The sequence below is a fragment of the Bradyrhizobium sp. LTSPM299 genome (assembly GCF_000938235.1).
In the GTDB taxonomy this organism is placed as follows: domain Bacteria; phylum Pseudomonadota; class Alphaproteobacteria; order Rhizobiales; family Xanthobacteraceae; genus Bradyrhizobium.
In genome coordinates, this window is sequence record NZ_JYMU01000031.1 from 200,455 (window position 1) to 227,082 (window position 26,628).

Annotated in this window: 31 protein-coding genes; 12 read left to right on the top strand and 19 right to left on the bottom strand. The window is 64.0% G+C overall.

From position 1 onward, the window contains the following. Positions 1-63: 63 nt before the first annotated feature. Both UP10_RS18455 and gyrA read left to right on the top strand, forming a co-directional pair. Positions 64-462 carry a DUF2306 domain-containing protein gene (locus tag UP10_RS18455; protein WP_044588703.1) on the top strand — a complete coding sequence of 133 codons (399 nt, stop codon included), beginning with the start codon at positions 64-66 and terminating at the stop codon, positions 460-462. Positions 463-688: 226 nt separating this feature from the next. After that, the gene (gene gyrA, locus UP10_RS18460; RefSeq protein WP_044588704.1) at positions 689-3,415 is read left to right on the top strand and encodes a DNA gyrase subunit A; all 2,727 of its coding nucleotides are present in this window, start codon (positions 689-691) and stop codon (positions 3,413-3,415) included. Positions 3,416-3,463: 48 nt separating this feature from the next. On the opposite strand, the gene UP10_RS18465 is transcribed toward gyrA, so the two are convergent. The 4 genes from UP10_RS18465 to UP10_RS18475 form a co-directional block, all read right to left on the bottom strand. Further along, entirely contained in the window at positions 3,464-4,663 is a 1,200-nt protein-coding gene (locus UP10_RS18465; RefSeq protein WP_349643969.1) for an ABC transporter substrate-binding protein, read from the bottom strand. Between the two features lie 271 nt (positions 4,664-4,934). Beyond that, positions 4,935-5,093 (bottom strand): hypothetical protein, encoded by a 159-nt coding sequence (locus tag UP10_RS44375; protein WP_156180119.1) that lies wholly within the window; start codon positions 5,091-5,093, stop codon positions 4,935-4,937. 47 nt (positions 5,094-5,140) lie between these two features. Then, positions 5,141-7,036: a KUP/HAK/KT family potassium transporter gene (locus UP10_RS18470; protein ID WP_044588783.1), complete on the bottom strand. Its 1,896-nt coding sequence runs from the start codon at positions 7,034-7,036 to the stop codon at positions 5,141-5,143. Positions 7,037-7,190: 154 nt separating this feature from the next. Further along, on the bottom strand, positions 7,191-7,448 hold the full coding sequence (locus UP10_RS18475) for a hypothetical protein (protein WP_044542240.1): 258 nt from the start codon (positions 7,446-7,448) through the stop codon (positions 7,191-7,193). Positions 7,449-7,720: 272 nt separating this feature from the next. On the opposite strand from UP10_RS18475, the gene coaD reads away from it, so the two are divergent. The 5 genes from coaD (at position 7,721) to queA (ending at position 10,873) form a co-directional block, all read left to right on the top strand. Further along, positions 7,721-8,218, top strand: coding sequence for a pantetheine-phosphate adenylyltransferase (gene coaD, locus UP10_RS18485; RefSeq protein ID WP_044588707.1), 498 nt, complete (start codon positions 7,721-7,723; stop codon positions 8,216-8,218). Positions 8,219-8,263: 45 nt separating this feature from the next. Continuing rightward, the gene (locus UP10_RS18490; protein WP_044588708.1) at positions 8,264-8,806 is read left to right on the top strand and encodes a peptidylprolyl isomerase; all 543 of its coding nucleotides are present in this window, start codon (positions 8,264-8,266) and stop codon (positions 8,804-8,806) included. 3 nt (positions 8,807-8,809) lie between these two features. Then, the gene (locus UP10_RS18495) at positions 8,810-9,250 is read left to right on the top strand and encodes a UCP034077 family protein (RefSeq protein WP_044588709.1); all 441 of its coding nucleotides are present in this window, start codon (positions 8,810-8,812) and stop codon (positions 9,248-9,250) included. After that, positions 9,226-9,690 carry a peptidylprolyl isomerase gene (locus tag UP10_RS18500; protein ID WP_044588710.1) on the top strand — a complete coding sequence of 155 codons (465 nt, stop codon included), beginning with the start codon at positions 9,226-9,228 and terminating at the stop codon, positions 9,688-9,690. Before UP10_RS18495 ends, UP10_RS18500 begins: the two co-directional genes overlap by 25 nt. A 106-nt stretch (positions 9,691-9,796) precedes the next feature. Further along, positions 9,797-10,873 carry a tRNA preQ1(34) S-adenosylmethionine ribosyltransferase-isomerase QueA gene (gene queA, locus UP10_RS18505; RefSeq protein ID WP_044588711.1) on the top strand — a complete coding sequence of 359 codons (1,077 nt, stop codon included), beginning with the start codon at positions 9,797-9,799 and terminating at the stop codon, positions 10,871-10,873. Between the two features lie 3 nt (positions 10,874-10,876). On the opposite strand, the gene UP10_RS18510 is transcribed toward queA, so the two are convergent. From UP10_RS18510 to UP10_RS18530, 5 genes are all read right to left on the bottom strand, one after another. Next, positions 10,877-11,383, bottom strand: a complete 507-nt coding sequence (locus tag UP10_RS18510) for a GNAT family N-acetyltransferase (protein ID WP_044588712.1) — start codon at positions 11,381-11,383, stop codon at positions 10,877-10,879. A gap of 78 nt (positions 11,384-11,461) precedes the next feature. Next, complete coding sequence (locus UP10_RS18515) at positions 11,462-12,499, bottom strand: aspartate-semialdehyde dehydrogenase (protein WP_044588713.1); 1,038 nt, start codon at positions 12,497-12,499, stop codon at positions 11,462-11,464. A 268-nt stretch (positions 12,500-12,767) separates the two neighbouring features. Next, on the bottom strand, positions 12,768-13,370 hold the full coding sequence (locus UP10_RS18520; protein ID WP_156180121.1) for a PepSY domain-containing protein: 603 nt from the start codon (positions 13,368-13,370) through the stop codon (positions 12,768-12,770). Positions 13,371-13,653: 283 nt separating this feature from the next. Then, positions 13,654-14,391: a TetR/AcrR family transcriptional regulator gene (locus UP10_RS18525; protein WP_044588714.1), complete on the bottom strand. Its 738-nt coding sequence runs from the start codon at positions 14,389-14,391 to the stop codon at positions 13,654-13,656. Between the two features lie 95 nt (positions 14,392-14,486). Then, a complete protein-coding gene (locus tag UP10_RS18530) occupies positions 14,487-15,620 on the bottom strand; it encodes a patatin-like phospholipase family protein (RefSeq protein WP_044588715.1) in 1,134 nt (377 codons plus the stop codon). Between the two features lie 277 nt (positions 15,621-15,897). On the opposite strand from UP10_RS18530, the gene tgt reads away from it, so the two are divergent. Further along, on the top strand, positions 15,898-17,031 hold the full coding sequence (gene tgt / locus UP10_RS18535; RefSeq protein WP_044588716.1) for a tRNA guanosine(34) transglycosylase Tgt: 1,134 nt from the start codon (positions 15,898-15,900) through the stop codon (positions 17,029-17,031). Positions 17,032-17,041: 10 nt separating this feature from the next. Here tgt and UP10_RS18540 read toward each other — a convergent pair whose 3' ends face one another. Next, the gene (locus UP10_RS18540) at positions 17,042-17,257 is read right to left on the bottom strand and encodes a hypothetical protein (protein WP_044588717.1); all 216 of its coding nucleotides are present in this window, start codon (positions 17,255-17,257) and stop codon (positions 17,042-17,044) included. A gap of 232 nt (positions 17,258-17,489) precedes the next feature. Here UP10_RS18540 and cysK point away from each other — a divergent pair, with 232 nt between their 5' ends. Both cysK and UP10_RS18550 read left to right on the top strand, forming a co-directional pair. After that, positions 17,490-18,464 carry a cysteine synthase A gene (cysK, locus tag UP10_RS18545; protein ID WP_044588718.1) on the top strand — a complete coding sequence of 325 codons (975 nt, stop codon included), beginning with the start codon at positions 17,490-17,492 and terminating at the stop codon, positions 18,462-18,464. A 22-nt stretch (positions 18,465-18,486) separates the two neighbouring features. Continuing rightward, complete coding sequence (locus UP10_RS18550) at positions 18,487-18,735, top strand: BrnA antitoxin family protein (RefSeq protein ID WP_044542228.1); 249 nt, start codon at positions 18,487-18,489, stop codon at positions 18,733-18,735. Positions 18,736-18,809: 74 nt separating this feature from the next. On the opposite strand, the gene UP10_RS18555 is transcribed toward UP10_RS18550, so the two are convergent. Beyond that, a complete protein-coding gene (locus UP10_RS18555; protein ID WP_044588719.1) occupies positions 18,810-20,225 on the bottom strand; it encodes a caspase family protein in 1,416 nt (471 codons plus the stop codon). Between the two features lie 193 nt (positions 20,226-20,418). Continuing rightward, positions 20,419-21,291 carry a DMT family transporter gene (locus UP10_RS18560; protein ID WP_044588720.1) on the bottom strand — a complete coding sequence of 291 codons (873 nt, stop codon included), beginning with the start codon at positions 21,289-21,291 and terminating at the stop codon, positions 20,419-20,421. 189 nt (positions 21,292-21,480) lie between these two features. On the opposite strand from UP10_RS18560, the gene UP10_RS18565 reads away from it, so the two are divergent. Both UP10_RS18565 and UP10_RS18570 read left to right on the top strand, forming a co-directional pair. Further along, entirely contained in the window at positions 21,481-21,879 is a 399-nt protein-coding gene (locus tag UP10_RS18565; RefSeq protein WP_044588785.1) for a RidA family protein, read from the top strand. Between the two features lie 11 nt (positions 21,880-21,890). Next, the gene (locus UP10_RS18570) at positions 21,891-22,088 is read left to right on the top strand and encodes a hypothetical protein (protein ID WP_044588721.1); all 198 of its coding nucleotides are present in this window, start codon (positions 21,891-21,893) and stop codon (positions 22,086-22,088) included. 63 nt (positions 22,089-22,151) lie between these two features. On the opposite strand, the gene UP10_RS18575 is transcribed toward UP10_RS18570, so the two are convergent. The 7 genes from UP10_RS18575 to UP10_RS18605 all read right to left on the bottom strand — a co-directional run bounded on the left by UP10_RS18575 (position 22,152) and on the right by UP10_RS18605 (position 26,362). Further along, complete coding sequence (locus UP10_RS18575) at positions 22,152-22,574, bottom strand: hypothetical protein (RefSeq protein ID WP_156180127.1); 423 nt, start codon at positions 22,572-22,574, stop codon at positions 22,152-22,154. Between the two features lie 76 nt (positions 22,575-22,650). Next, the gene (locus UP10_RS18580; RefSeq protein ID WP_044588723.1) at positions 22,651-23,007 is read right to left on the bottom strand and encodes a hypothetical protein; all 357 of its coding nucleotides are present in this window, start codon (positions 23,005-23,007) and stop codon (positions 22,651-22,653) included. A 196-nt stretch (positions 23,008-23,203) separates the two neighbouring features. Further along, complete coding sequence (locus tag UP10_RS18585; RefSeq protein WP_044588724.1) at positions 23,204-23,803, bottom strand: formyltransferase family protein; 600 nt, start codon at positions 23,801-23,803, stop codon at positions 23,204-23,206. 103 nt (positions 23,804-23,906) lie between these two features. Further along, entirely contained in the window at positions 23,907-25,196 is a 1,290-nt protein-coding gene (locus UP10_RS18590) for a hemolysin family protein (RefSeq protein ID WP_044588725.1), read from the bottom strand. Positions 25,197-25,396: 200 nt separating this feature from the next. Continuing rightward, positions 25,397-25,645: a hypothetical protein gene (locus UP10_RS18595; RefSeq protein WP_044542219.1), complete on the bottom strand. Its 249-nt coding sequence runs from the start codon at positions 25,643-25,645 to the stop codon at positions 25,397-25,399. A gap of 143 nt (positions 25,646-25,788) precedes the next feature. Further along, complete coding sequence (locus tag UP10_RS18600; RefSeq protein WP_044542218.1) at positions 25,789-25,992, bottom strand: hypothetical protein; 204 nt, start codon at positions 25,990-25,992, stop codon at positions 25,789-25,791. 43 nt (positions 25,993-26,035) lie between these two features. Next, on the bottom strand, positions 26,036-26,362 hold the full coding sequence (locus tag UP10_RS18605; RefSeq protein WP_044588726.1) for a hypothetical protein: 327 nt from the start codon (positions 26,360-26,362) through the stop codon (positions 26,036-26,038). Between the last annotated feature and the right edge of the window lie 266 nt (positions 26,363-26,628).

Consider the following 26,628-nt stretch of genomic DNA (forward strand, 5'->3'; position numbering starts at 1 on the left):
TAAGTATTCGTTACATTGGTTGTTCGGTCGATCTGTTCGGTGTCATCGCTTCCGGTGTCTCATATGTCCCTCGCGCCGCTCCTCGACGCCGCTCCCGCGATCCCGCTCCATGCGTTTGCGGCGATGGCCGCCTTCGTGCTCGGCGTGGTGCAATTGGCTGCCCCGAAGGGCACCCTGCTGCACCGGACGCTGGGCTGGATCTGGGTGATCCTGATGCTGGTCGTGGCGCTGAGCTCGTTCTGGATCCATCAGATCCGGCGGCTGGGCCCGTGGAGCCCGATCCACTTGCTGTCGATCTTCTCGCTGGTGATGCTGTTGCTCGGCGTGTTCTACGCGCGCCGGCACAATGTCCGCGGCCACAAGATCACGATGATCTCGATTTTTGCCGGCGCGCTGGTCACTGCCGGGCTGTTCACCTTCGTGCCCGGGCGGATCATGCATGCGGTGGTGTTTGGGCCGTGAACGCGTGGCAAATCGCGCGTGGCGAATGGGGGTTTCCAACGGCTATTCGCCAGTCACTATTCGCGGTCCGATGCAAGGCCCTGGGAAATCCTGTAACCGGCCGGTAAGTCCATGAAAAAACGAAGGGAAAAACGGCTTGCGGGGGCCGCTCTGGGGTGGTTAAGGGTGGTTATCAGGCCCCCGGTGGGTTATATGATTCCCGACCAGAACTAACCGGATTTCCCCTTTGTCCGAACCCGAAGATGACAAGTCCGGCGAGCCGCCGGTGCCTTCAGATATTCGTCCCGTTTCCATTCTCGACGAGATGAAGAAGTCCTACCTCGATTACGCCATGAGCGTGATCGTGGCGCGTGCGCTGCCCGATGCGCGCGACGGCCTGAAGCCGGTGCATCGGCGCATTCTCTACTCGATGCACGAGCAGGGACACACGCCGGACAAGAAATACGTCAAATCCGCCCGCGTGGTCGGCGACGTGATCGGTAAGTATCATCCGCACGGCGACCAGTCGATTTACGACGCGATGGTCCGGATGGCGCAGGATTTCTCGCTGCGCGTGCCGCTGATCGACGGCCAGGGCAATTTCGGCTCGGTCGACGGCGATCCGCCGGCGGCCTATCGATATACCGAAGCGCGGCTGACGAAGGCGGCGCTTGCCGTGCTCGCCGACATCGACATGGAGACGGTCGATTTCCAGGCCAACTACGACGGCTCCGAGACCGAGCCGACGGTTCTGCCGGCCAGGTTCCCGAACCTTCTGGTCAACGGCGCCGGAGGAATTGCCGTCGGCATGGCGACCAACATCCCGCCGCACAATCTCGGCGAGGTCGTCGATGCCTGCGTCGCGCTAATCGACAACCCGGCGCTTTCGATCGACGATCTCATCAACATCATTCCGGGCCCGGATTTCCCGACCGGCGGCATCATCCTGGGACGCCAGGGCATCCGCTCCGCCTATCATCTCGGCCGTGGCTCGATCGTGATGCGCGGCAAGGTCACGATCGACACCATCCGCAAGGACCGGGAAGCGATCATCATCACCGAGATTCCCTATCAGGTGAACAAGGCGACGATGGTCGAGCGCATCGCAGACCTGGTGAAAGAGAAGAAGATCGAGGGCATTGGCGATCTGCGCGATGAGTCCGACCGCGATGGCTATCGTGTCGTCATCGAACTGAAGCGCGATGCGGTGCCCGATGTGGTGCTCAACCAGATCTATCGGTTCACGCCGCTGCAGTCGAATTTCCCCGCCAATATTCTGGCGCTGGATTCCGGCCGCCCGCAGACCATGAATCTGAAGGATCTGCTCACCATCTTCATCGCGTTCCGCGAGCAGGTGGTGACCCGCCGGACCAAGTTCCAGCTCGGCAAGGCGCGTGACCGCGCCCATATCCTGGTCGGCTTGGCAATCGCGGTCGCCAATATCGATGAAATGATCCGGGTGATCCGAACCTCGCCCGACCCGAACACCGCGCGCGACACCTTGATGTCGCGCGACTGGCCGGCGCGGGATGTCGAATCGATGATCACGCTGATCGACGATCCCAGGCATCGCATCAACGACGACGGCACGATCCGGCTATCGATGGAGCAGGCCAAGGCCATTCTCGATCTGCGGCTGCAGCGGCTGACCGCGCTCGGGCGCGAGGAGATATCCGAAGAACTCGACCAGCTCGCGGCGAAGATCGCCGACTATCTCGACATTCTGCGCTCGCGTGCGCGGGTCCAGGAGATCGTCAAGACCGAGCTTGCCGAGGTCAGGCAGCAGTTCGCGACCCCGCGCAAGACCGTGATCATCGAGCAGGAAGGCGAGGTCGAGGACGAGGACCTGATCCAGCGCGAGGACATGGTGGTGACGGTCTCGCACGCCGGCTATGTCAAGCGCGTGCCGCTGTCGACCTATCGGGCGCAGCGCCGCGGCGGCAAGGGCCGCGCCGGCATGCAGACCCGCGACGAGGATTTCGTCGCGCGCCTGTTCGTGGCCTCGACGCATACGCCGGTGCTGTTCTTCTCGTCGCGTGGCCAGGTCTACAAGGAGAAGGTCTGGCGGCTGCCGGTGGCCGCGCCGAACGCGCGCGGCAAGGCGCTGATCAACATCCTGCCGCTGGAGCAGGGCGAGCGCATCACCACCATCATGCCGCTGCCGGAGGATGAATCCTCCTGGGCCAATCTCGACGTGATGTTCGCGACGACAGGCGGCAACGTCCGCCGCAACAAGCTGTCCGATTTCGTCGACGTCCGCCGCTCCGGCATCATCGCGATGAAGCTCGACGAGGGCGAGGCGATCGTCGACGTGCAGATCTGCACCGATCATGACGACGTGCTGCTGACCGCCTCCGGCGGCCAGTGCATCCGCTTCCCCGTCACCGACGTGCGCGTCTTCACCGGCCGCACCTCGATGGGCGTGCGCGGCATCGCGCTTGCCGAAGCCGACACGCTGATCTCGCTTTCGATTCTGCGCCATGTCGAGTCCAGTTCGGACGAGCGCTCGGCGTATTTGAAGATGCGCCGCGCGGTGGCCGGCGAGGTGACGGCAGAGGAGCCTTCGGATGCCGAGGGTGAGGAGTCGTCGGACGCGATCCAGCTGTCGCAGGAGCGCTATGCCGAGATGTCGGCCAGGGAGCAGGTGGTGCTCACGGTCTCGATCAACGGCTACGGCAAGCGAACCTCGTCCTACGAATACCGAACCACCGGCCGCGGCGGCAAAGGCATCGTCGCGATGAACGTCAACAACCGCAACGGCAAGCTGGTGGCCTCGTTCCCTGTCGAGGATGCCGACCAGATCATGCTGGTCACCGACAAGGGCCAGCTGATCCGCTGCCCGGTTGCCGACATCCGCGTCGCCGGCCGCTCGACCCAGGGCGTGATCGTGTTCGACACCGCCGAGGACGAGCATGTGGTCTCGGTCGAGCATATTCCGGAAGAAGAGAACGGCGCGAACGGCAACGGCGAGTAGGTCTTTCCGGACCGTGGTTCGTAGCGTACGGATCGACGATGCTTGAGATCATGATGCGATGACAAGAAATCGCATCATGTGTCTCGTTATGGACATCCGGGGCGAAGTGCCGAAAACTTCCTGGTTTTGCGACCGGCTATTGCGCGATCTTGCACTCTGCATCGCCCGGGAATGCGGTAGCCGCAGGGATGCTTGCAAGTATCTCGAACCAGTCATGTGGTTCCGTGAGCTGTGTCGAACTTTGACCTTTGCGACGTAGAGGTCGTGCACCACCAAGTGGTCGTTGGCGCGAAACTCGCCGCCATGAGCAAACATGTCATCGAATTTGTGCCCGTCGAGCGCGCGAGTCACGGCATCGGCGTCCGTCGTTCCCGCGGTTTTGACCGCATTCAGCCATTGCAGTGTTGCGGAGTAGTCGGCCGCCTGGGCTTCAGTAGGCCGAAGCCCGTTGTGACTGCTGGCAAACCGGTCCGACCAGGTGCGGGCTGCGGGGTCTAGGTTCCAGTACCACGGCACAGCGGCCACGACCCCCGAATACCCATCTTTGACCCGGTCAACGTCGGAAAGATACAGCAGCGCCGTCGTGATTGTTGCCTTCAGCCCGGCCCTTGTGAGGAAAGCAATGCCGGCATCGCCCTTTGCCGCATCGTCGAAGACCGCCACAACATCGGGATTGAGGCCGCGAACATCGCCGAGGGCGGTCGAAAAATCGGACTCGGCATTCTGTGCCGGTAGAACGACGGATTTAACAATCTCGCCGCCATGCGCGGCAACGATTGGAGACATCATCGCGGCGGTGCTCCGGCCAAAGCCGGTATCCTCGGCAATCATGGCCCACCGCTTGTTCTGTCCTGCAAGATAGTTTGCGGTCACCGTCGCGATCGACGTCAGGTCGAACGAATAGTGGTAGAAGTACTTGCTGCAAGCGGCCCGAGTGAGAGTCGGGTTAGCCGAACCGGTGCTGATTGCGAGCTTTCGTCGCTCTGTGGCCACCTTGGAGATCGCCGCTGCGATTGGAGAGTTCTGCAAATCCATCAGCAGGTCAGCTCTGGAATCGTAAGCCTGCATGGCGAGGGCGGGCGCTTCTGCCGCCTTGTTGTGATCATTGAGCGCGTCAACCAACACGGGTCGGCCCAGTACAGATCCGCCAAAATCGGCGACCGCCATGCGGGTCGCGTCGACCCCGCCACGGCCTGCCCGAGCATCGTACAAATCATCGTTCATATCCGAGATCATAGTGATGCGGATCGGCGCCGGCTCCGCCGCATGAGCAACGCCGGCGAACCATCAATTTAGAGATCATGCGAATTCCTTCCGATCACGAAACAAAACCAGAGTCGCCTCTTTGCGACCTCCTGAATCCGCAGATTATCATGGACTTCTGAGGGTATTCGACCCAGGCAAAGGAGCGTGCGAAAGTTGATTACGCGTGATGTGCGACCTGTCGCTTCCGGCATGACCAAGCTGGCGTTTTGCAGACGTAAGGAGATCGCTGCCTGGCCCCGGCTTTGCTCGTCGATCATATGAGACGTCGCTCGGGCGAGCCGAGCGTGATGCTGTCGAGCTTGGTCATCATCACGAAGCTGAGATCGAGAACCGAGGGCGTCGTCGATGAGGAGAGCGCGATCTCGACAATCGCGCCGATCTCGCCGCCTCGCGGTTCGATGACATCGCTCACCGTTGAACGAGCCGACTGTGCTCCGCTTCACCCAGGGGCTTTGGATGCTAAATCTCGATCTCCGTGCCGAACTCCACGACCTGCCCGGACGGGACGCCGAAGAACGCGGCGGTACGTTCGGCGTTGCGTTGCAGGAAGGCAAACAGCGACTCCCGCCACACCCACATGCCCGGGATGTCCTCACTGGGGATGATGGTCTCGCGGCCGATGTAGTAGGTCACGTCGGTGAGATCGATGCCGGGCAGCTTGCCTTGCCGGCAAGCGAGCTTCAGCCCCTCGTAGATGGTCGGATACTGCATGAAGCCGTAATGCAGGATGATCCGGGTAATGCCCGGGACGATCTCGACGATGCTGGCGCGGTCGTCGTCGGAGATCCGCGGCGCCTCCTCGATCAGCACGGTGACCAGCAGCACGCGCTCATGCAGCACGTGGTTGTGCTTGACGAATTGCGTCAGCGCCAGCGGCACGCCGTTGGGCGCCGACGCCAGGAACACGGCGGTGCCGGGCAGGCGGCTCTGGCACTTGTTGACCGCGGTCTCGATCAGGTCCTCTTCGGGTTGGCGCAGCTTGCTGCGCGCCTTCTCGACCAGCTTCACGCCGCCGCGCCAGGTCATCATCAGGAACGCGACGGCCGCCGCGAGCAGCAGCGGAAACCAGCCGCCCTCCATCAGCTTCTCGGAATTCGCCGCGAAGAAGATCAGGTCGATGATGAAGAAGAAGCCGTTGACTGCGATCACCAGGATCGGCGAATAGCCCCACTGGATCGCGACCAGGGCCGCGAGCAGCGTGGTGATCGCCATCAGCAGCGACACGGCGATGCCGTAGGCGCCGGCCAGCGCGTCCGATGTGCCGAACGCCAGCACCGCGCCGAGGGTTGCGGCCGCGAGCAGCCAGTTGACCAGCGGCACGTAGATTTGCCCGATCGCATCGCTGGTGGTGTGGCGGATATACATGCGCGGCAGGAAGCCGAGCTGGATCGACTGCTGGGTCAGCGAGAACACGCCCGAGATGATCGCCTGCGAGGCGATCACGGTCGCGATCGCCGACAATGCGACCATCGGGTAATGCGCCCAGTCGGGGGACAATTGGAAGAACGGGTTGTCGATCGCGGTCGGGTCGGAGATCAGGAGGCCGGCCTGGCCGAAATAGTTCAGCACCAGCGCGGGCAGGCAGATCGCGAACCAGGCCAGCCGGATCGGCAAGCGGCCGAAATGCCCCATGTCGGCATACATTGCCTCGCCCCCGGTGACGGCGAGGAAGGCGGCGCCGAGAATGGCGAAGCTGATCCGGAAATCCTCGTGCAGCATCATGTTCAGCGCGTAGGTCGGGCTCAGCGCGGCCAGCACGCCGGGCGCCTTCATGATGCCGTGGATGCCAAGCAGGGCCAGCACCAAAAACCAGACCAGCATCACCGGTCCGAAGATACGGCCGATAAGGCCGGTGCCGTGCTTCTGGATGAAGAACAGGACGACCAGAATAGCGATGGTGATCGGCACCACTGCGGGTGCCAGCGACGGGGCGTCGACCTTGAGGCCTTCGATCGCCGACAGCACCGAGATCGCCGGCGTGATCGCCCCGTCCCCGTAGAGCAGGGCTGCGCCGATCAGACCGACGACGAGCAGATGCACCCGCCAGGTCCCGGGCTGCGCGTTGCGCGCCGAGAGCAGCGCCAGCAGCGCGACGATACCGCCTTCGCCGCGGTTGTCCGCGCGCATGATCAGCATGGCGTATTTGAGCGAGATGATCAGGATCAGCGCCCACAAGATCAGCGACACCACGCCGAGCACCTGGCTCGATGTGACGTCACCGCCATGAGCGGCGGCCTTGGCGGCTTCCTTGAGCGCGTAGAGAGGGCTGGTGCCGATGTCGCCATAGACGACGCCCAGGGCACCAAGCGTTGTGGCGATCGGAAGCGGGCTCGGAGGGTGGCCAGAAGACGCGATGGCTGGCGTAGTGGACACGTGCAGATCCCCCGATGGTCGCGCGCCCGCCGGGGCATCCGGTGGGCGCGTTAGACCATAGTCTGCGACGGGACGTCGCAAATTACCATGGGATTTGCGTGACGGTCGGAAGTGACGCCGTAATGGACAGGACTGACTACGGCGTGCGGTCGGCGGTAACGAGGCGGGCTTCACGAACCACCAGCTTGCTGCCGGAGGCGCGCAGGCAGGAGGCCTCAAAGTTCGGCCAGGCCTGCTGCGAGCAGTCCTTGCCGACCGGGTGGATATCGAGGCGGTCGGCCTTGGCGAGCGGCTGGGGCGTAGAGGCTTCGACCTGCGGGGCAAAGCCCGGAAGAACGGTGAGCGCGGCGGCAATGAACGCGGCAACAGCGATGGCGGAAAATGCCTTGATCATGACGGTCCCCTGTGATCGGGCCCCCCGGGCCCGTCGTTTCGTTGTCCAACATCTACCGGGCGCAAGTTTCCGGCTGTCTTCGCCGGCCCGCGAAATGGTTTCGTCGCGGTCCGGTTTTGTTTCGTCGCTTGTCTGGGACGAAACATTCCCGGTTCGCCTGGGAAGACGCGGAGAACCCCAACCTGGTTCATTGGCCCAGGCGAAATAAAATGTCGGAAGAACGGGAACCAAGCCGGCTTGCCGGGTTGCGCGGGGCGGGTTAGACGGGACCCATGCCCCGTATCGCGCTCTATCCCGGCTCCTTCGATCCCGTCACCAACGGCCATCTGGACGTGGTCCGGCAGGCCGTCGCGCTGTGCGACCGTCTGGTGGTCGCCGTGGCCGTCCATGCGGGCAAGAAGCCGCTGTTCTCGACCGATGAACGGCTCGAGATGCTCGCGCAGGTGTGCGCCCCAATCGCCCAGCAGGCGGGCTGCGCCTTCGATTGCACCACCTACGACAATCTGACCGTGACGGCGGCGCGCAAGCTCGGCGCGACCATCATGATTCGCGGCCTGCGCGACGGCACCGATCTCGACTACGAGATGCAGCTTGCCGGCATGAACGAGGCGATGGCGCCCGAGGTGCATACCGTGTTCGTTCCGGCCTCGGTGGCGGTCCGCCCGATCACCGCCACACTGGTGCGCCAAATCGCCCAGATGGGCGGCGACTACTCAGCCTTCGTGCCGTCATCGGTCGCCGCTAGCCTGAAGGCCAAATTCGCCGGTTGACGCCGGCACCTCACCACACCCCGAACGTCCTGAGCCGGAGTTTCCATGATCCGAATTCTCGCATTCGTTGCCGCGCTGTTCTGCGTGGTTCCCGCGATCGCGCAACCGCTGCCCGCTGGTCTCGACAAGGCCAATGCGATCGTGATCGACACCACCAAAGGGCGCATCGTCATCAAGCTGAGGGCCGATCTCGCGCCCAAGCACGCCGAGCGGATCAAGCAGCTCGCGCGCGAAGGCTATTACAACAACGTGCCGTTCCATCGCGTGATCGACGGCTTCATGGCGCAAACCGGCGACGGCAAGAATTTCAACGGCACCGGCGGCTCGAAATATCCGAATCTTCCCGCTGAATTCTCCGATGTGCCCTACAAGCGCGGCATCGTCGGCATGGCGCGCACCAGCGATCCCAACTCGGCGAATTCGCAGTTCTTCATTATGTTCGCCGACGGCTCGAGCCTGAACGGCAAGTACACCGTGATCGGCGAAGTGGTGTCCGGCATGGACGTGGTCGACAAGCTCAAGCGCGGCGAACCGGTTCCCGACCCCGACAAGATGGTGAAGGTGCAAGTCGCATCCGACATCAAGTGACCGATGGCAGTTGCGCGCAGCAAGCCGATTTGCTGGTTTGCCGCACCGCTGCTGTGGTTCACACTGAGCGCGGGGGTATCGGCCGAGCCCCCACAACTCGACACGATCCGGGATGTCGTCCTCGCCATTCACAATTGCTGGCGGCCACCGCCGCTGGAGAAGGCGGCTCCGATCGACATCACCGTGATCGTCAGCTTCAACCGTGAGGGCGCGATCCTCGGCCATCCCAGGATCAGCTATGAATCGGAACAGGCGACTGATAACGACCGCGTGCAATACCGGGTCGCGGTGATGGAGGCGTTGCAACGTTGCACGCCGTTGCCATTTACCGAGAGCTTGGGCGGTGCGGTGGCCGGCCGCCCGTTCGCGATCCCGTTCAGAAACAAGAAATATCCACCCAGAAGCCAGGAGAAGCGAGCATGGCTGCTACCGAAAATACTCTGATCCTCGAAACCACCCAGGGCCCCGTCACGATCGAAATGCGTCCGGATCTGGCGCCCGGTCATGTCGCACGGATCAAGGAACTGGTGCGCGAGGGCTTTTACGACGGCATCGTGTTCCACCGCGTGATCGAGGGCTTCATGGCGCAGACCGGCTGCCCGCAGGGCACCGGCACCGGCGGCTCCGGCAAGAAGCTGAAGGCCGAGTTCAACAAGGAGCCGCATGTCCGCGGCACCACTTCGATGGCGCGCGCCGCCAGCCCGGATTCTGGCGACAGCCAGTTCTTCATCTGCTTCGACGACGCCTCCTTCCTCAACAACCAATACACGGTCTGGGGCAAGGTCACCGAGGGCATGGAGAATGTCGACAAGATCAAGCGCGGCGAGCCGGTGAAGGACCCGGACAAGATCGTCAAGGCGCACATGGCTGCCGACGCGAAGTAAGCCACACACAACGTCATTCCGGAGGCCGCGCCTGCGCGGCCATCCGGAATCTCGAGATTCCGGGTTCACGCTTCGCGTGCCCCGGAATGACGCCGAGTGAGGCGCCATGCGCACCGATCTCTTCGATTTCGAGCTCCCCCCCGAAAGCATCGCGCTGCGGCCCGCGAGCCCGCGCGATGCTGCGCGGATGCTGGTGGTGCATCCTGACGGGGTGCTACGGGATGCCACTATCGGCGACCTGCCGCATTGGCTCGAGCCGGGCGATCAGATCGTCGTCAACGACACCAAGGTGATCGCGGCGCAGCTTAAGGGCCGGCGGATCGGACGCGAGACCGAGCCGAAGATCGAAGCGACCCTGATCAAGCGGCTCGACGGCTCGCGCTGGCAGGCGCTGGTCAAGCCGGCGAAGAAGCTCAGCCCCGGCGACACCGTCAGGTTCGGCAACGAGGGCAAGGTCTGCCTGCTCGGTCATCTCGACGCGCAAGTCGAGGCCAAGGGGCAGGACGGCGAGGTCACGCTGTCGTTCTCCTTCCACGGCCCGGCGCTGGATCAGGCCATCGCAGACGTCGGCACGCCGCCACTGCCGCCCTACATCGCCTCCAAGCGCACGCCCGACGACCAGGACGCTGCCGATTACCAGACCATGTTCGCGGCCAATGAAGGCGCGGTGGCTGCACCAACGGCGGGGTTGCATTTCACGCCGGCGCTGGAAGCTGCGCTGCACGGCCGCGGCATTACACTACACCGGCTGACCTTGCATGTTGGAGCGGGGACGTTCCTGCCGGTGAAAGCGGAGGAGACGTCGGAGCACAAGATGCACGCCGAATGGGGCTGCATCAGCGCCGAGACGGCATCCGCCCTGAACGCCGCGCGCGCCAACGGCGGCCGTATCGTTGCGATCGGTACGACGTCGCTGCGGCTGCTGGAAAGCGCGGCCGCCGCCGACGGCACCATCCAGCCGTTTTCGGCGGAGACGTCGATCTTCATCACGCCGGGCTATCGTTTCCGCGCGGTCGATATCCTGCTGACAAATTTCCATCTGCCGCGCTCGACGCTGTTCATGCTGGTCTCGGCTTTTTCCGGGCTGGAGACCATGAAGCGCGCCTATGCGCATGCGATCAAGCACGGTTATCGCTTCTATTCCTATGGCGACGCCTGCCTGCTGTTTCGGGCGCGCGATTGAGGCTCAGGCCTCGAGCGTCGAACAGAGATAGCGTACCGTCTTGGCGCCGCCGTCCATCGTGGCGCGGCCGACTTCCTCGAAGCCAAGCGAGTCATGGAACGCGTCCGATATCGGATTCGGTGGCTCGACATTGACCTCGCAGCAGACACGGCCAAGGCCACGACGCGCGGCCTGCCGGAACACCTCGCGATAGAGCGTGCGCGCCATTCCGTGCCGCCGCCATGCCGCCCCGACGACGATCCGGTCGACGTAGAGGAACCGGTCCATCCGGCCGCGAAACCAGCCGAAATGGGTGCCGTCGTAGTCGTTGCTAGGCTCAAACGCCAACAGCAGCGCGGCAGGCGGCGGAATGAACAGCGCGACTGCTGCGGTATCGATCAGTTGCTTGAACCGCGCAGCCGTCAGCGGCGACGTTTCCCGGGCGCTGGCGTTGTTCAGGCGCAACAGCTCCTCGCGCGCGGAATGGGCGCGCAGGTTTCTGATCTCGAACTGTTCAGACAAAGCATTCATGGCGGGAGACTCCGCGAGAGGCGAACCTGTCATCTCCGCTTCAAGCTGGCTGGAGATGACAGGTCAGTATGCGCGACCTCACGCCATCGCGCGCTCGGGCAATAGCTCGGCGATCTGCACCGCGTTGAGCGCCGCGCCCTTCAGGAGCTGATCGGCCGCGACGAAGATCGAGATCGAATGACCGCTCGGATCGCTCAGATCCTTGCGGATGCGGCCGACCAGCACGTCGTCCTGGCCGGATGCATCGATCGGCATCGGGAAGTAGTTCTTCACGCGGTCGTCGACGACCTTGACGCCCGGCGCCTGCGCCATGATCGCGCGCACCTGGTCCTCGGTGATCGGCTTCTCGCATTCGAAGGTGATCGCCTCGCAATGGGCGCGCAGCACCGGCACGCGTACGCAGGTGACGCCGATCGCGATCCTCTCGTCCTCGAAGATCTTGCGGGTCTCCTTGATGACCTTGGTTTCCTCGTCGTTGTAGCCGGTCTCCGGATCGACTGATGTGTTGTGGTTGAACAGGTTGAAGGCGTAGGGATGCGGCATCACCTTCGGCGTAAAGACCTGACCGTTGAGATTGGCGCGGGTGGATTCCGCGAGTTCTTCCATCGCGGCCGCTCCAGCGCCGCTCGCGGCCTGATAGGTCGAGATGATCACGCGCTTGATGCGGTTCTTCTGGTGGATCGGCCACAGCGGCACCAGCGCGGTGATGGCGGCGCAGTTTGGAACGGCGATGATGCCCTTGTGCTCGCGGATGCGGTTCGCATTGATCTCCGGGATCACCAGCGGCACGTTCGGATCCATCCGGAAGGCCGAGGAATTGTCGATCACAACGGCGCCGGACTTGACCGCCAGCGGCGCGAACTTCTTCGAGATGCCGCTGCCGGCCGAGAACAGCGCGAGGTCGACGCCTTCGAAGGCGCGCTCGGTGAGCTCCTCGATCACGACTTGCTTGCCGCGGAAGTCGATGGTCTTGCCGGCGGAGCGGGCGCTCGCCAGCGCCTTCAGTCTGCCGACGCGGAAGCCGCGTCTGTCCATGGTGGCGATGAATTCGGCGCCGACGGCACCGGTGACGCCGACAATCGCGACGACGGGATCGTTACTCACTTTGTCCTCCATTCGGTCTGAGCTATTCGCATGATCTTGTCGGAAAACCGGTTCCCACTTTTCCGGATCATGCGGGCAGGCATAAAAAAAGCCCCGGTCCTTCATCAGGCGGGGCTTCGGGTTGAGATGATGCGGTTCGATCGACTACGCGCGCACGCCTCCCGAGGCCCTAGAGGGCTTGGTGGTTTTGGTCGTGCGTTTGGTGGTCGTGATCATCACGCGGATATATGCGGGAGAGTTTTGCGCCCGTCAACCGATTTTGGATGCGCAGCCGTCGGTGTCAGCGCACGCGCGCACGCGGGGGCTCGAGGATCACCTGTTTCAGATCGGCGCCGCTGACCACGACGATCACGAAATTGAGCTTGCCGGCCTCGCGCGTCAGGCCGCCGCTGATCGCCTTTCCGGCGGCCGCGCGCTCGGCCACCAGCACGGCATCCGACAGGCGGTGCCGCAGTGCCCGCAGTACGAGCAGGTTGCTTTGGTCCTCGGTATCGAGCGTCGCCAGGGGGGAGGCGGCTTCGTGGTCCATCACTTCGCCCGTCGTGGCGTTGATGGCGTGCCGCCAGACGCGATCACGCTGCACCGTCTTGACCCGGTAGACCGGCTGCGCCGCGGCGCCATCGAAGCTGATATCCGCTGTCGTCGAGCCGGCGTGCAGGGCCTCGGCGATGGTCATCGCCTGGCGCAATGTGATCCGGGCGGCGCGGAAACTGTCGAGCTCGCGGCGGACCGTTTCCGGGTCGAGGTCGGTGGCATCATCGGCAGGAGCCTGGAGCGGAGCCAGAGCGGTATCCAACGTCGCGACCGCATAGGAGGGGGACGCGAACGGCAGCGACAGGGCTGTCGCCAGCAACAGCGCTCCAAACGCCCGATCCTTCAGCATGTGCAGTCGTCCTGTTGTCATCGCCGCACCCATGCTTTCGTCCGCCGCAGGAGCCACTACGTTCAAGAGTGGTGCGGCCGACCTTCAATGCAAGGTCGGCCGCCGAATGTCTTGGACAGAACGGCTCCGTCGTGACGATCGAAGCTTGCAAGATGGCGCGAGATCCGTGGGGGCTGATCAGGGATCCACGCCGCTTGATAACGAAACAATACGGTTTCGTTTTGTTTCAGTCAAGGACGAATTTGCCGTTATCGGCGGCAGAATTTGAAGGTTTGTGGAACCGTCAGCGGGCCGGTCGGCGGCGAGCCTTGGTCGCGTCCCGAAGCCGGTCGGGCGGTCCAACGGCACCTGCCAGGAACAGCCGGATCGAAACCTCCATCCGCTGCTCGGCGGTCGCCATGTCGATCGGGATACCGAACGTCGCCATCCGATGAGTGTGGCCGACCACCATGTTGAGGAATGTCTCGGCCGCGATCGTGGTGTCCTCGAGGTCAAGGGCGCCGCCGGCGACCAGATGATCGAAGAACTCTGCCGTCGTAGAGACGGCCTTCGACCAGCCTTCGTCCACCGCGAGCTTGGCGATCTCGGGAAAATTGATAGCTTGCGCGGTCAGGATCCGGCTGAAGGCGATCGAGTCCGCGCCGCAGTTCATCGAGAGCAATTGGCGCCCGAGATCGATCAGCCGCTGCTCGACCGAACCGGCTGACAGGTCGTCGAACCGCATCTCGCTCGCGGCCTCAGCCAGCGGGGCGAGCCAGCGCGCAATCTCGCGCCGAAGCACCGCGGTAAACAGACCACGCTTGTCGCCATACTGCGCATAAACGGTTGGTTTGCTGACGCGTGCGGCCTCAGCCAATGCGTCGATCGAGGTCGCGTCGAAGCCGCGTTCGAGGAACAGGCGCGTGGCGGCCTCGATCAGCCGCTGGTCGCGCTCGATCGCGGCGTCCCGGGTCGGCCGGCCACCGCGCGACTTCACGACGCCGCGTTTTGTCGCCTTGACCTTGGTTGCCGTCAATCCCATTGCCCATTCATCTCGTTGTGCGTCGGACGGGTTTCTCCAGTCTATACCCCGCGGCGGGCGGATTCGTCTAATTCGGGGCGCCTGAAGCCGGCCGTTCACGGTGGCGTCGAGGTCCAGGCGCGGCCGGCCGCAGCCTTCGCATATCCGTATTCGTAGAGGGCGCGCATATAGGCCGTATCGAAGCCTGCCGACGCCGGCTCCGGGTAGTCACGCTCGATATAGGACAAATGGAAGCCCAGCCGGTTGCGTCTGGCGAAGTCGTAGGTTGAGAGGATGACCGAGCGCGTCTGCGCCTGCGTGAGCGAGGAAATGCTTCGGGAGGCGACGTCCAGGGTGGAGTTGGACACGAGCTCGAAGGTCCGTTCGAGCTTCTTGTTGACGAGAATGTAGATGTTCAGCCGGCCGTTTGCGGGCCACGCGTGCCCCTGAAACAGCAGGGCGTCCGGCAGCGTCAGCACCGGCGCCGTCACGCCGCCATCGACATGCATTTCCTGGAAACGCTGCCCCTGACCCTCGGCGTCGATCATGATCGGCGGAAACACCAGCGGGATGCTGGCCGAGGCCGCCATCACGTCGCGGAACAGCTGCAGCGCCTCAGGCGTCCCGACGGCGGCAATCCGCCCCATGTCCCAGATCACGGTGCGCTGGGTGTCGAGATCGGTCGTGACGATCAGCAGTTTTCGGCCCTTGGCATTTTCGCGCGCCACGGCGCTGAGGACGTCGGGCCCGACATAGCGGGCCACCAGCTCGCGGAGCCGCGTGTTGCCGAACAGGCCGGATCCGAACAGCACCCGCATGATACTCGGATCCTTCAGCAGGGTTTCCGCGATGCCGCTGGTGTAGACGTCTTTCAGCGTCTCGTCGTAGCCCGGGCCGAGGAACGCGAAGGGCGCCATCAGGCCGCCGGTGCTGACGCCCGAGACGACCGAGAAGGTCGGGCGGGTGCCGGCCGCCGTCAAGCCGTTGAGGACGCCCACGCCATAGGCGCCGTCGGCGCCGCCGCCGGAGAGGGCTAGGTATGTCTGGACCTGCGAGGGGACCTGCTTGTCGATCTGGAATTTTGAGACGGGGTCATCCGCATAGCGCCGCAGCCCGTCGAGATCGAGGACGCGCGAATCGGCCGCGTCGGCCGCGGTGTAAGACACGCGCGGCAGCGAACTGCAGGCCGCCAGCGCAAGCGCGAGGCCGCAAAGCAGAACCGCTTGCCGGATCGCGCCGGTTGCCGTCATTCGAAGCCCGGCGCAGGCGGACTGCCGGGTCATCGAAGCCGAAGGTGAGAACATCTGAGGCCAGTTATTGTTCGCGCGGGATCAGGCGTAGCGAGGTTTTCGCCGCCCTATTCTCGTCATAAAACGATACGGTTTCGTTTTATTTAAGGCGAGAGCCCGTCAGGTGCAAGCATTCATCCAGGCTCCATCCGGCCGCCCGCGCCCCGAGAGCCCGGCCACGGGCAAACCGCCGCGAGGCGGGTTGATCGGGCACCGGCGGCACGCAATAAGCAGCCGCATGAGCCTTCCCAATCATTTCGAGCTTCTCGCAACCCACGGCGCCGCGCGGACCGGCCGCCTGGCCACGCCTCATGGCATGGTGCGCACACCCGCCTTCATGCCGGTCGGCACCGCCGGCGCGATGAAGGGCATGCACTGGCGCGAGGTTCGCGAGGCTGGGGCGGATATCGTGCTCGGCAACACCTATCATCTGATGCTGCGGCCGGGCGCCGAGCGCATCGCGGCGCTGGGCGGCCTGCAGCGCTTCACCAGCTGGGGCGGCCCGATGCTGACGGATTCGGGCGGCTTCCAGGTGATGTCGCTCTCGGAGCTGCGCAAAGTGACCGAGAAGGCCGTGACTTTCCGCTCGCATATCGACGGCGCCAAGGTCGAGCTGTCGCCGGAGCGCTCGATCGAGGTGCAACGGCTGCTCGGCTCCGACATCGCGATGCAGATGGACGAATGCGTGCGGCTGCCGGCCGAGCACGCCGACATCGAGCGCGCCATGCAGCTTTCGCTGCGCTGGGCGGAGCGCTCAAAGCGCGCCTTCGAGACGGCGCCCGACGGCACCATGCTGTTCGGCATCGTGCAGGGCGGCGATATCCCTGTGCTGCGGCACGTCAGCGCGCGCGGACTTACCGAGATTGGCTTTCACGGTTACGCGATCGGCGGGCTTGCGGTCGGCGAGCCGCAGGCTGTCATGCTGGCGATGATCGAGGAGACCGCGCCGGCGCTGCCGGTTGACCGTCCCCGCTATTTGATGGGCGTCGGCACGCCCGAGGACATGCTGGAAGCGGTGGCGCGCGGCGTCGACATGTTCGATTGCGTGATGCCGACCCGGAACGGACGCCACGGCATGGCGTTTACGAGGTTCGGCCAGATCAATCTGCGCAACGCACGCCATATCGACGATCCGCGCCCGCTGGACGAGGAGAGCCCGTGGCCGGCGGCGCGCAGCTACGCGCGCGCCTATCTGCATCATCTGGTGCGCTCGGGCGAGACGCTCGGCGCGATGCTGCTGTCGGAGATCAACGTCGCCTATTACCAGGAACTGATGCAGGGCATCCGTGGCGCGATCGCAAACGGCACGTTCGAGGACTTCAGAACGGAAACGCGCGCCGGATGGGCGCGCGGGGATATCGCTCCGAGGTGAACGACGGTCGTCAGTTGCAGACGATCGGCTTGACTGCGTGTTTGGTCACAAATCCATAACCACAGGTATCGCAGGTCCAGAGATAACTGATCAAATTGTCATGGAGGTAGGCGGAGGCTTCCGCCGCCACCATCGAGTCCGCACACACCGGACAGGTCGGCAAATCGCTGCCGCGGGGATCGGGCCTGGACGCGACGGTCGACAGGACTTCAGCAAGCGCTGGCATCGTGACCTCCTTTGCGTTCTGAACCTCAGCTACTTAACGAAAGTATATAGCCCGAATTGTTTGACCTTGTCGCAACACAAATACGTAGGTTTTACGTTATTTGCGCAGGTTTTCATTTTGCAATGCAACCAACGCTGGATGCGACGGTTTCTCACTTGCGCGTCATGACGCGCTGCTTCTAATGAGGGATGACCCCACATTCCCTGCACATTCCCGCAACAGGAGCCGCTTGATGGCCGCATCGTCGACAACGAGTGCAGTGCAACCCGGACGCGGACGCGTCTTTGACTCCATCGTCGACGCGATCGGCAACACGCCGATCGTGCGCCTGCGCAGGCTGCCGCAGGCCAACGGCGTTAACGCGACGATCCTCGCCAAGCTGGAATACTTCAATCCGGCGGCCAGCGTGAAAGATCGTATCGGTGCTGCGATGGTCATCGCGATGGAAAAAGCTGGTGTCATCAACGCCGACACCGTGCTGATCGAGCCGACCTCGGGCAACACCGGCATCGCGCTCGCTTATGTCGCGGCCTCGCGCGGTTACCGGCTGAAGCTGGTGATGCCGGAATCGATGTCGATCGAGCGGCGGCGGATGCTGGCCTTCCTCGGCGCCGAGATCGTGCTGACGCCGGCGGCGCAGGGCATGAAGGGGTCGATCGCAGCCGCCGAGGAGCTCGTGCGTACGACGCCGAACGCGGTGATGCCGCAGCAGTTCAAGAACCTCGCCAATCCGGAAATCCATCGCCGCACCACCGCCGAGGAAATCTGGAACGACACCGGCGGCAACATCGATTACTTCGTCGCCGGTGTCGGCACGGGCGGCACCATCACCGGCGTCGGGCAGGTGCTGAAGCCGCGCAAGCCGTCGTTGCGGATCGTCGCGGTAGAGCCGGAGGAGAGCCCGGTGCTGTCGGGCGGCCAGCATACGCCGCACAAGATCCAGGGCATCGGCGCTGGCTTCGTCCCTGACATCCTCGACCGCTCCGTGATCGACGAGATCGTCAAGATCAACAGTTCGACCGCAATCGAGACCGCGCGGGCGCTGGCGCGCAACGAGGGCCTCCCCGGCGGCATTTCGTCGGGCGCCGCGATCGCGGCGGCGTTGCATATCGGGAAGCGCCCGGAGGCCGCCGGCAAGACCATCCTGGTGATTGTGCCGTCGTTCTCGGAGCGCTATCTGTCGACTGCGCTGTTTGAAGGAATCTGAGACTTTGAAGGAATCTTGAGATATGGCCGATCTGCCGAGGCGACCGCGAACCCTGAACGACGCCCGCAGCGAGGCTGAGGCCGCCTTCAAACGTGCCACCACCAAGGTGGCGGAGGCACCGCCGCCAAAGCCGGTGACGATAGCGGCGCCCGGCGTCCGGGAGCAGGTCACGCTGCGGATCGACCAGGACGTGCTGGCATACTTCCAGGAAGGCGGTCCAGGCTGGCAGGATCGGATCAACACGGCTTTGCGAAAGGCCGCGGGCAAATAGCACCATCTCAATGTCAAAAAGCCCGGGGTCGCTCCCGGGCTTTTTGCTGCCGAAGCGTTCTGGCGGTAAGCCGCTTAGCGCAGGATGCCGCCCATCACGCCACCCATGAAGCGTCCGACGCCGGCCGGATCGCCGCCGCCGCCGTGATAGTGACGGCCGCCGCCACCGCCTCCGCCGCCACCGCTCGCGCGCCGCCGGGCAGGGCGATCCTCATCGTCCGAGCTGGCCGTCGACGTCGTCGAGACGATCTCGGTCAGCAGGGCCTTGTGCTGCAGCTTGTTCAGGAAGCCGCTCTTCGGGTAGCCGCGGGCGGCCTGCCAGCGCGTAATCACCCCGCGGGTCGCCTCGTCGAACTTGCCGGTTACCTTGGTGTCGAAGCCGAGGCCGTTGAGGCGGCGCTGCACGTCGCGGCGCTGGCCCTTGTCGAGGCCGATCTGGTCCTCGGTGACCTGGCTCGCTTCGTCGTTGAAGGTCGCGGGATCGACGCCGGTAGTCAGGTTGCGGGTGGTGGTGCTCGGCCCGTTCTCAAGCGCCGCGATGCGCGCCAGCGCCAGCGGCTTGAACTGGCCGTTCGGGTATTTGGAGACATAGGCGTTGAGTTCTTCGGGCTTGTTGCTGTCCTTGATCGACCGCCAGAACTCGAGTTCGACGTCGGAGCCCGGCACCGCGGCGACCGCTGATGGGGCCGATGGCGCGGCCGCCGCGCTACTGGCCGGAGCGGGCGCGCCGTTGAGGTACACCGCGCCGATCAGGTTGGTGTGGCCCCAGGGCAATTGTCCCTTGTTGGTCTCCTCGTTGACCTGGGCGCGGACCTTGGTCATCGCCTGCTGGATCTCGACGCCCGGTTGGGCGATGTTGTCGACCAGCGCGCGGGTGAACGGGCTGTTGGTGCCTTCCTGACCATCGAGCGCGGTCTGGCCCGGGCCGGTCGCGAATGCAATCAGGGTGCCTTCGCCGGACTTCATCTCGGCAAGTCCGGTCTGCACGTTGACGCTGCGGGTCGCCGAGTTCGACTTGATTTTGGCGGCGAACGGGTTGTCGCGGCAGGCGTCGAGGAACACCAGCTTCACCTTGGCATCGCTCATGGTCTGATCCAGCGTGAGGTCGATGTTGATCGCGGCCCCAAGCTTGACGTCCATTTCGGATTTGATGTCGGCGTCAACAGGCAACAGATAGTTGGTGCCGCCGATCGCGATGCCGTGGCCGGCATAGTAGAACACCGCGATATCGGCGCCCTGCGCCTTCTTCCCGAAGTCGAGCAGTTTTTCCGTCATCTTGTCGCGGGTGAGGTTCGAGCCCTCGACGACGTCGAAGCCGACATTGCGCAAGGCGCCGGCCATCGCCTTGGCGTCGACGGTCGGGTTCGGCAGCGGCGTGACGTTCTTGTAGGCGCCATTGCCGACCACGAAGGCCACCCGTTTTTCGGCCTGCGCCGCGGTCGTGGTCAGCGCTACGCAAATCAGGGACGCAATGAGGGTGAGGGTGCGCATATGAAATCCCCTGGCAGAATCGAAAATAGACTTGGACCGCAAAGCAGCGCGAGTTTACACGAAAAAGCCGCACTTCACGCAGCAAATATTGCGAGCACCCGGCGGTGAAAGGCGGCTTTCCCGGTGCCCGACGTTATCGGTTCGCGAAAACGCGTGGTGTGACCTAGCTCACATATCGCCAGCCAATTCACGGTCACGCGCGAGCTGAAACCGGTGCGTTCGGCTTCAGGTTCAAAAGGTTGCCGGTCAGGATCAACGCCGCGCCAAGCACCGTGAGGGCATCCAGCCGTTCAGCGTAGACCAGCCAGCCGACAATCGCAGTCAGGGGAACCCGCAGGAAATCCATCGGGACCACCACGGTCGCATCGGCGTGCAGCAACGCGCGCGCCATGCAATAGTGTGAGTAGGTGCCGCAGGACGCGATCACTGCGAGCCATCCCCACGTCGAGAGCGGTGGCCAAGTCCAGACGTAGAGCGCTGGCACGAAGCTCACGACCGCCTGAATCGTCAAGAGCCAGAAGATGATGGCCACTGCCTGTTCGGTCCGCGTCAGGGATTTCACCATGACGAGCGAGACGCCGAAGCCGACAGCGGCGGCAAGCGCGATCAACTGTCCCGGATTGATCTCGCCGGCGGCCGGGCGCACGATCACGAGCACGCCGGCGACGCCGAGCATGATCGCAACGATCTTCGGGATTGTCATCCGCTCGCCGAGAAAGCTTGCCGCAAGCAGCGCGGTCCAGATCGGCATCGTGAACTCGATTGCGACCACCTGGCCGATCGGGATCAGTGCCAGCGCGTAGAACCAGCCGACTTGCGCGGTATAGTGGATCAGGTTGCGCGCGATGTGCAAATGGAGGCGCGCCGTCTTCAGGATCGCGAAGCCGCCATTGATGCGGATCATCGGATAAAGCATCAGGAAGCCGAGCACCGAGCGCACTTCCATCAGCTGGAAGACGTTCACCTCGCGCGTCGCCTCGCGGCCGGCCACCACCATGACCAACATCAGCGAGAGCCAACCCGACATCCACAGCGCGGCGCGAGTCTTTGAGGGAGTGCGGTCCATGGCCGAAGACGAGGTGAGGCGGGGACGGCCGGTATCGGCGAGTTGACGAGAATTTGCAACGCGCATTTCCGCCGATGCGGTGATGCGTCGTCCGGGTAATCGGTGCTAAGCAGCGTTCGAATATGTGATCATTCCGGGGCGCAAATGAAACGAGCCATCCGGAATGACAGTCATCAGGAGGATCTGCTCATGCATGTTTTGCAACCGGCCGAATGGTCGAAACCCCGCGGCTTTTCGCATGGCGTCGCTTTCGACGGCCCGGGCCAATGGATCGTGCTGGCCGGGCAGACCGGCGGTGACGAGAAGGGTGAGTATCAGCCAGATATGGCCGCTCAGATCGGCAGCGCGCTGAAGCGTATCATCAAGCTGTTGAGCGAAGCCGGAGCGGGACCCGAGCACATCGTCCGCCTGACCTGGTACCTGACCAGCCGCAGCGAATATGAAGCCGCGGGCGCCGGGATCGGGGCTGCATGGAAGGAGACGCTCGGCCGCAATTTTCCGCCTTCGACGCTGCTCTATATCGACGGCCTGGTCGACAAGCGCGCCAAGGTCGAAATCGAAGTCACCGCGTTCGTTCCTGCCACATAGGATTGACTGCAATGGACAATCTCACAAAGCCGGAATTCCTCACGGGCTTCGCGACCGGCTGGCCCAATGATCAGCCCGACATCATGGTAATCTCGATGAAGACGGCGAAGGGCGCGCGCGACTTCATCCTCAACAAGGAGCAGGCGCTGCTGCTGGCCCGCAACATCCAGCAGACCGCCGAGAAGCTCGCGAAGCCGCGGACGGCCTAGCATCATGTAGACAAAAGCCCTCGGAACCGCGCGATCCCGAGGGCTTCTTTGACTGGGTCGAATTTACTTCGTCAGCGTGATATTGGCGCCGCGGAACTGGCTGTCGGCCCTGATCGTCACCGATTGCCGGTTGCCGCTGGTGCGCAACGAGATGTCGGAGTTGAAGCCCGGGGCGCTCGCGACGACCTGGAAGTTGCCGCCGCCGCCGCGGCCCTGCAGGTTGCCGCTGACATTGCGGCTGGCCTCGCTCCAGGAGCCGGTGACTGCGCTGCCTTCGGCCTGCACGTCGGCTGCCAGGTTGAACTTGTAAGCGTCACTGGCGCAGGTGAGGGTCATGGCCATGGTCGGGCCGGAGACACGGTAGGTTGCACGGCAGCGAATCCGCTCGCTTGACCCGTCGTCCAGCGTGACCGAGCCGCTGCCCGACCAGCTACCGGCGAGGCCCGCGAACGGGCCCGACTGAGCGTGGCCGGCGGTGCTCGCCATGGCCGTTATGAAAAACGCGACGGCTGCAAATGCAGGCCGCCGCGCCCTGGCAAAAATTCCCGCCGCGCTGCTGATCTTACTGACGGGACGCTTCCCATCGGCCGCTGCACGGTACGCCAGCTGATGCCCCATTCCACTTCCCCGATCCGGAGTTGCCATTGAGTTGACCGTTCGCATATGCACCATTGATCGAGACTCGCACAAGTCCCCCGCTGCCCACCGTGCCGGAGATTGCGGCACCCGGACCACTGATCTTGCCCTCGGCCACGGTCAGGGTCGAGCTGGCCGACGGTTCGCAGCTGCCGGTCTTGGTCACGACGGTGACCTGCCAAAGGCCATCATAGGGCTGCTGGGCGGAAACAGGCGCAGCGGCAAGCACGGCGACAGCGGCGAGGGAGCAGGCAATCAGGTCGCGGATGCGGTTCGAACGCATGAATCAATTCCCCGTAATTTTGGTGTGATGGCACGGCTTATCCGGGCACAATGTGACCAAAGTTTGCTGCACCGCAGAATCCAGGAAAGTTCCTGTGGACTCAAACACATCATAGTGAATCTGGTTCCGGGTCCGGAACGAAAAAATCGCATGGGAGGCTTGCTTGCGGGCGTGTCCGGATGCGGCCGTTCCGGACCTAATGCTTGCTGCCGGGTAGGCTGGGCGCCTTGGTCGCAAACTGCTCGTCCTGCGGTTTTGCCGGCAAGGTCTTGAAGGCTTTCGCGTAATCGATGACCTCTCCGAGCAGGCGCAGGCCGAGCGGCGCCAGCGCCCGCTCCCATAGCTCCCGCGCCGTCTCGCCCTTCTTCACGAACACCCAATCCTGCGCCGCGATCGCGCCGGCATCCATCCGGTCGGCGAGGTGGTAGATGGTGCCGCCGGCGATCGGGTCGCCTTCGTTGATGGTCCATTCGACCGCCGCGATTCCACGGTGCCGGGGCAGCAGCGACGGATGGTAACCGATGCCGCCAAGCCGGGCTGCCGCCAGCGCTTCCTTGCTGACGCGGGCGTGGCTGTGCGCCGTCACGATTAGGTCGGTGCCGGGCGCGATCTCGGACGCCGTCACCAGCTTGGGATCGGCCTGCACGGCGACCTCGATGCCAACAGCCCTGGCTGCCGCTGCCAGCCGGTCCTCGCCGTCATGAACGACGACCCTGGCGATCTCGACGGCGTGCTCGCGCAGCATGTTCAAGGTCGTCACGCCGAAATGGCGGGAGCCGACGAGGGTAAGTTTCATGGGATCAGTTCCGTGATTGGCTCGGACAGCTATGCCGATAGCACAGCAGGACCGCCTGTTTCGCATTCCTGCCTGTTATCAACAGGGCGGCCGCACCGCAACGTCAGGCCGCCTGCACGCGGCTCACCAGGATCTTGTCGATGCGCCGGCCGTCCAGATCGACGATCTCGAAGTCCCAGCCCTGCGCGGCGATCTTCTCGCCGACATTGGGAATCGTGCCGAACTCATGCAGCAAATAGCCCGCCGCGGTTTGGTAGGGCCGCGGCGAGGGTAGCGCGATGCCGAGCAAGTCGGCGAAGGCGAGCGCGGGCATCCAGCCCGAGATCAGATAGGAGCCGTCGTCGCGCCTGACATAGGCGGGCTCCGCCGGACCTTCCTCGGTGTGGAAGGCGCCGACGATGGCTTCGAGAATGTCGAAGCTGGTGACGACGCCTTGAAAGGTGCCGTACTCGTCATGCACCAGGCCGATATGCACGGCGGAATCGCGCAGGATCGCGACCACATCGCGCGCATCCACGGTCTCGGGGATGATCGGCGCATCGCGCGTCAGCGCGCGGATGTCGGGCGTGCGGCCGGCGAGATAGACGTCGAGCACGTCCTTGGCCTGCACGATGCCGAGCGCGTGGTCGCGATTGCCGTCGAACACCACGCAGCGCGAGTGACTGCTCTTCTGCAGCGTCGCCAGGATCTCGGGCGCGGGGTCGGCGAGGTCGATCTGGCTGACCTCGTGGCGCGGGGTCATCACGGCGCCGACCGGAAGGTCGCCGAGCCGCATCACGCCGGCGATCATCTCCTTTTCACCGGGCTCCAGCACGCCGGCGTTCTCGGCCTCCACCACCAGCGTCTTGATCTCGTCCTCGCTGATCCGGTCCTGCGCGTCCTCGCGATGGCCGAGCAGCCACAGCAGCGCCTTGCCGGAGTGTTCGAGCAGCCACACCAGCGGCAGCGAGAGTTTTGCCATCAGCGTCATCGCCGGCGCGGCCTTCACCGCGACCGCCTCTGGATCGCGCAACGCGATCTGCTTCGGCACGAGCTCGCCTATGATCAGCGAGGCATAGGTGATCACGCCGACGACGAGGCCGACGCCGAGCGCGTTGGCAAGGCCCGGCGACAACCCGATATCGAGCAGCCATTGCGTGAGGCGCTGGCCGAGCGTTGCGCCCGAGAACGCGCCGGACAGCACCCCGATCAGCGTGATGCCGATCTGCACCGTCGACAGGAATTTTCCGGGATTGGAGGCGAGGACGAGCGCGCGACGCGAACCGCTGACGCCTTTCTCGACCATGGCCGCAAGCCGCGCCGGGCGCGACGAGACGATGGCGAGCTCCGACATCGACAGCAGACCGTTGACGACGATCAGCACCGCCACGATCGCAAGTTCCAGATATAACACAGGGGTCCCTAAAGCATTCGGCGGCGTTCGCCGCGACACAACGGCTCCTATATAGGCACGCCGGAACTGATTTGCTGTGCCTTGTGGGGCGGTCAGGCGCAAGCCGGCCGCAGGTATGACGCGCATGCGGCGGGCAACGCGGCATTTTGGCACGCGCGCCATCGCCGAGCGTGGCAACGCCTGACGGCCCGTGATTGTGCCTAGCTCAGGGCGAGAAGCCGCAGCTCTGGCTTGGCGAACGCTTTGGGGGGCTTCGCGGAGGGCTGCGGTGGCCGCTCCGATGCGGTCTGCAAATGCATGCGCAGATCCGCGCTGCATTGTTTCATCTGGTTGCGCAATTCGCGACGGGAGAAAGCGGTGAGCGAAGGATCCCCGAGCTGCAGCCAAGCCTTGCGCAGCCATTCCTGCAGGGCGCGAATATTCTGATCCAAGACCTCGGGCTGGGTCATGCCGCCGGAATCTCAAGCAATGATCAGTTGTGGAGTAGTGCTGATTCGCGTCGTTTCAGCCAGCGCCATGTTGCGTTGAGTGAATCGGCGACGCGCCGGATCGGAGCGCGCGGCGAACGCGCGATGCCGTCATCAGCGCTGGCTCAGCGAGCCTTGTCGGGCCGTGGGCGCAGGAAATCCAGCGCCACCGGGAGCGCGATGAAAAGTGCAGTGATCATCGAGAGATGACGGATCTGCGCGGCGGACAGGCCGAACCCGGTTTGGGCCACACAAGCGAGCATGATCGCCGCGTATCCGGCAACGCAGACCGCAACGATGATGGTCCCGAAATCGATCCTGTTGCCCATGACGGCTCCGTGCTCTTACGGAGCCTGTGTAGCGCACCTGACGTTAGCGGGCTGTGAGATGCCTCACGTGCTCGTCCACACAGAAATAGGTTCGCGGCACAACGCGCGAGGCGGTGTAGCGATAGTACGGACGATAGGCGTAGCCGCGATAGATCGCAGGCGGTTCGCGGTAGAGCGCGCCGTGGTAGAAGTTTTGCACGGGGCCGGTGCTGCAGCGGTAGGGGAGCCAAACGTCCGCCAGCGGTGCGCGCAGGCCTAGTTCGGGCGGAAAGGCCGGCCACAGCTCCTGGGCTGCCGCGGGCAGCGCGCCAACGATCAGGGCGAGCGTGGCGAGCGGCGCATATCGGAGGCAACGGGCTGCGCGTTTCATCGACTGACCTCATCGCGGACCAAACGTCCGCGCGACAAAGCTGACAGCAATCCCGTCAGTGGTCCAGACCTCCGGACGATGTGGGCCTGGGGATTATTTGCTGCCCGGGAGCTTGACCGGCACATGGGGCGACGTACTCACCACGCGCGGGCTTCCGTCGGAGTGGGTTGGGCTCTTGAGCAACGTTTCGAGATACAAAAAGAATTTTTCGGCAAGCATGGGCATAGCCCTCATCGGTTATTTTCTTAGGTCGCGGCGCTCGCTCC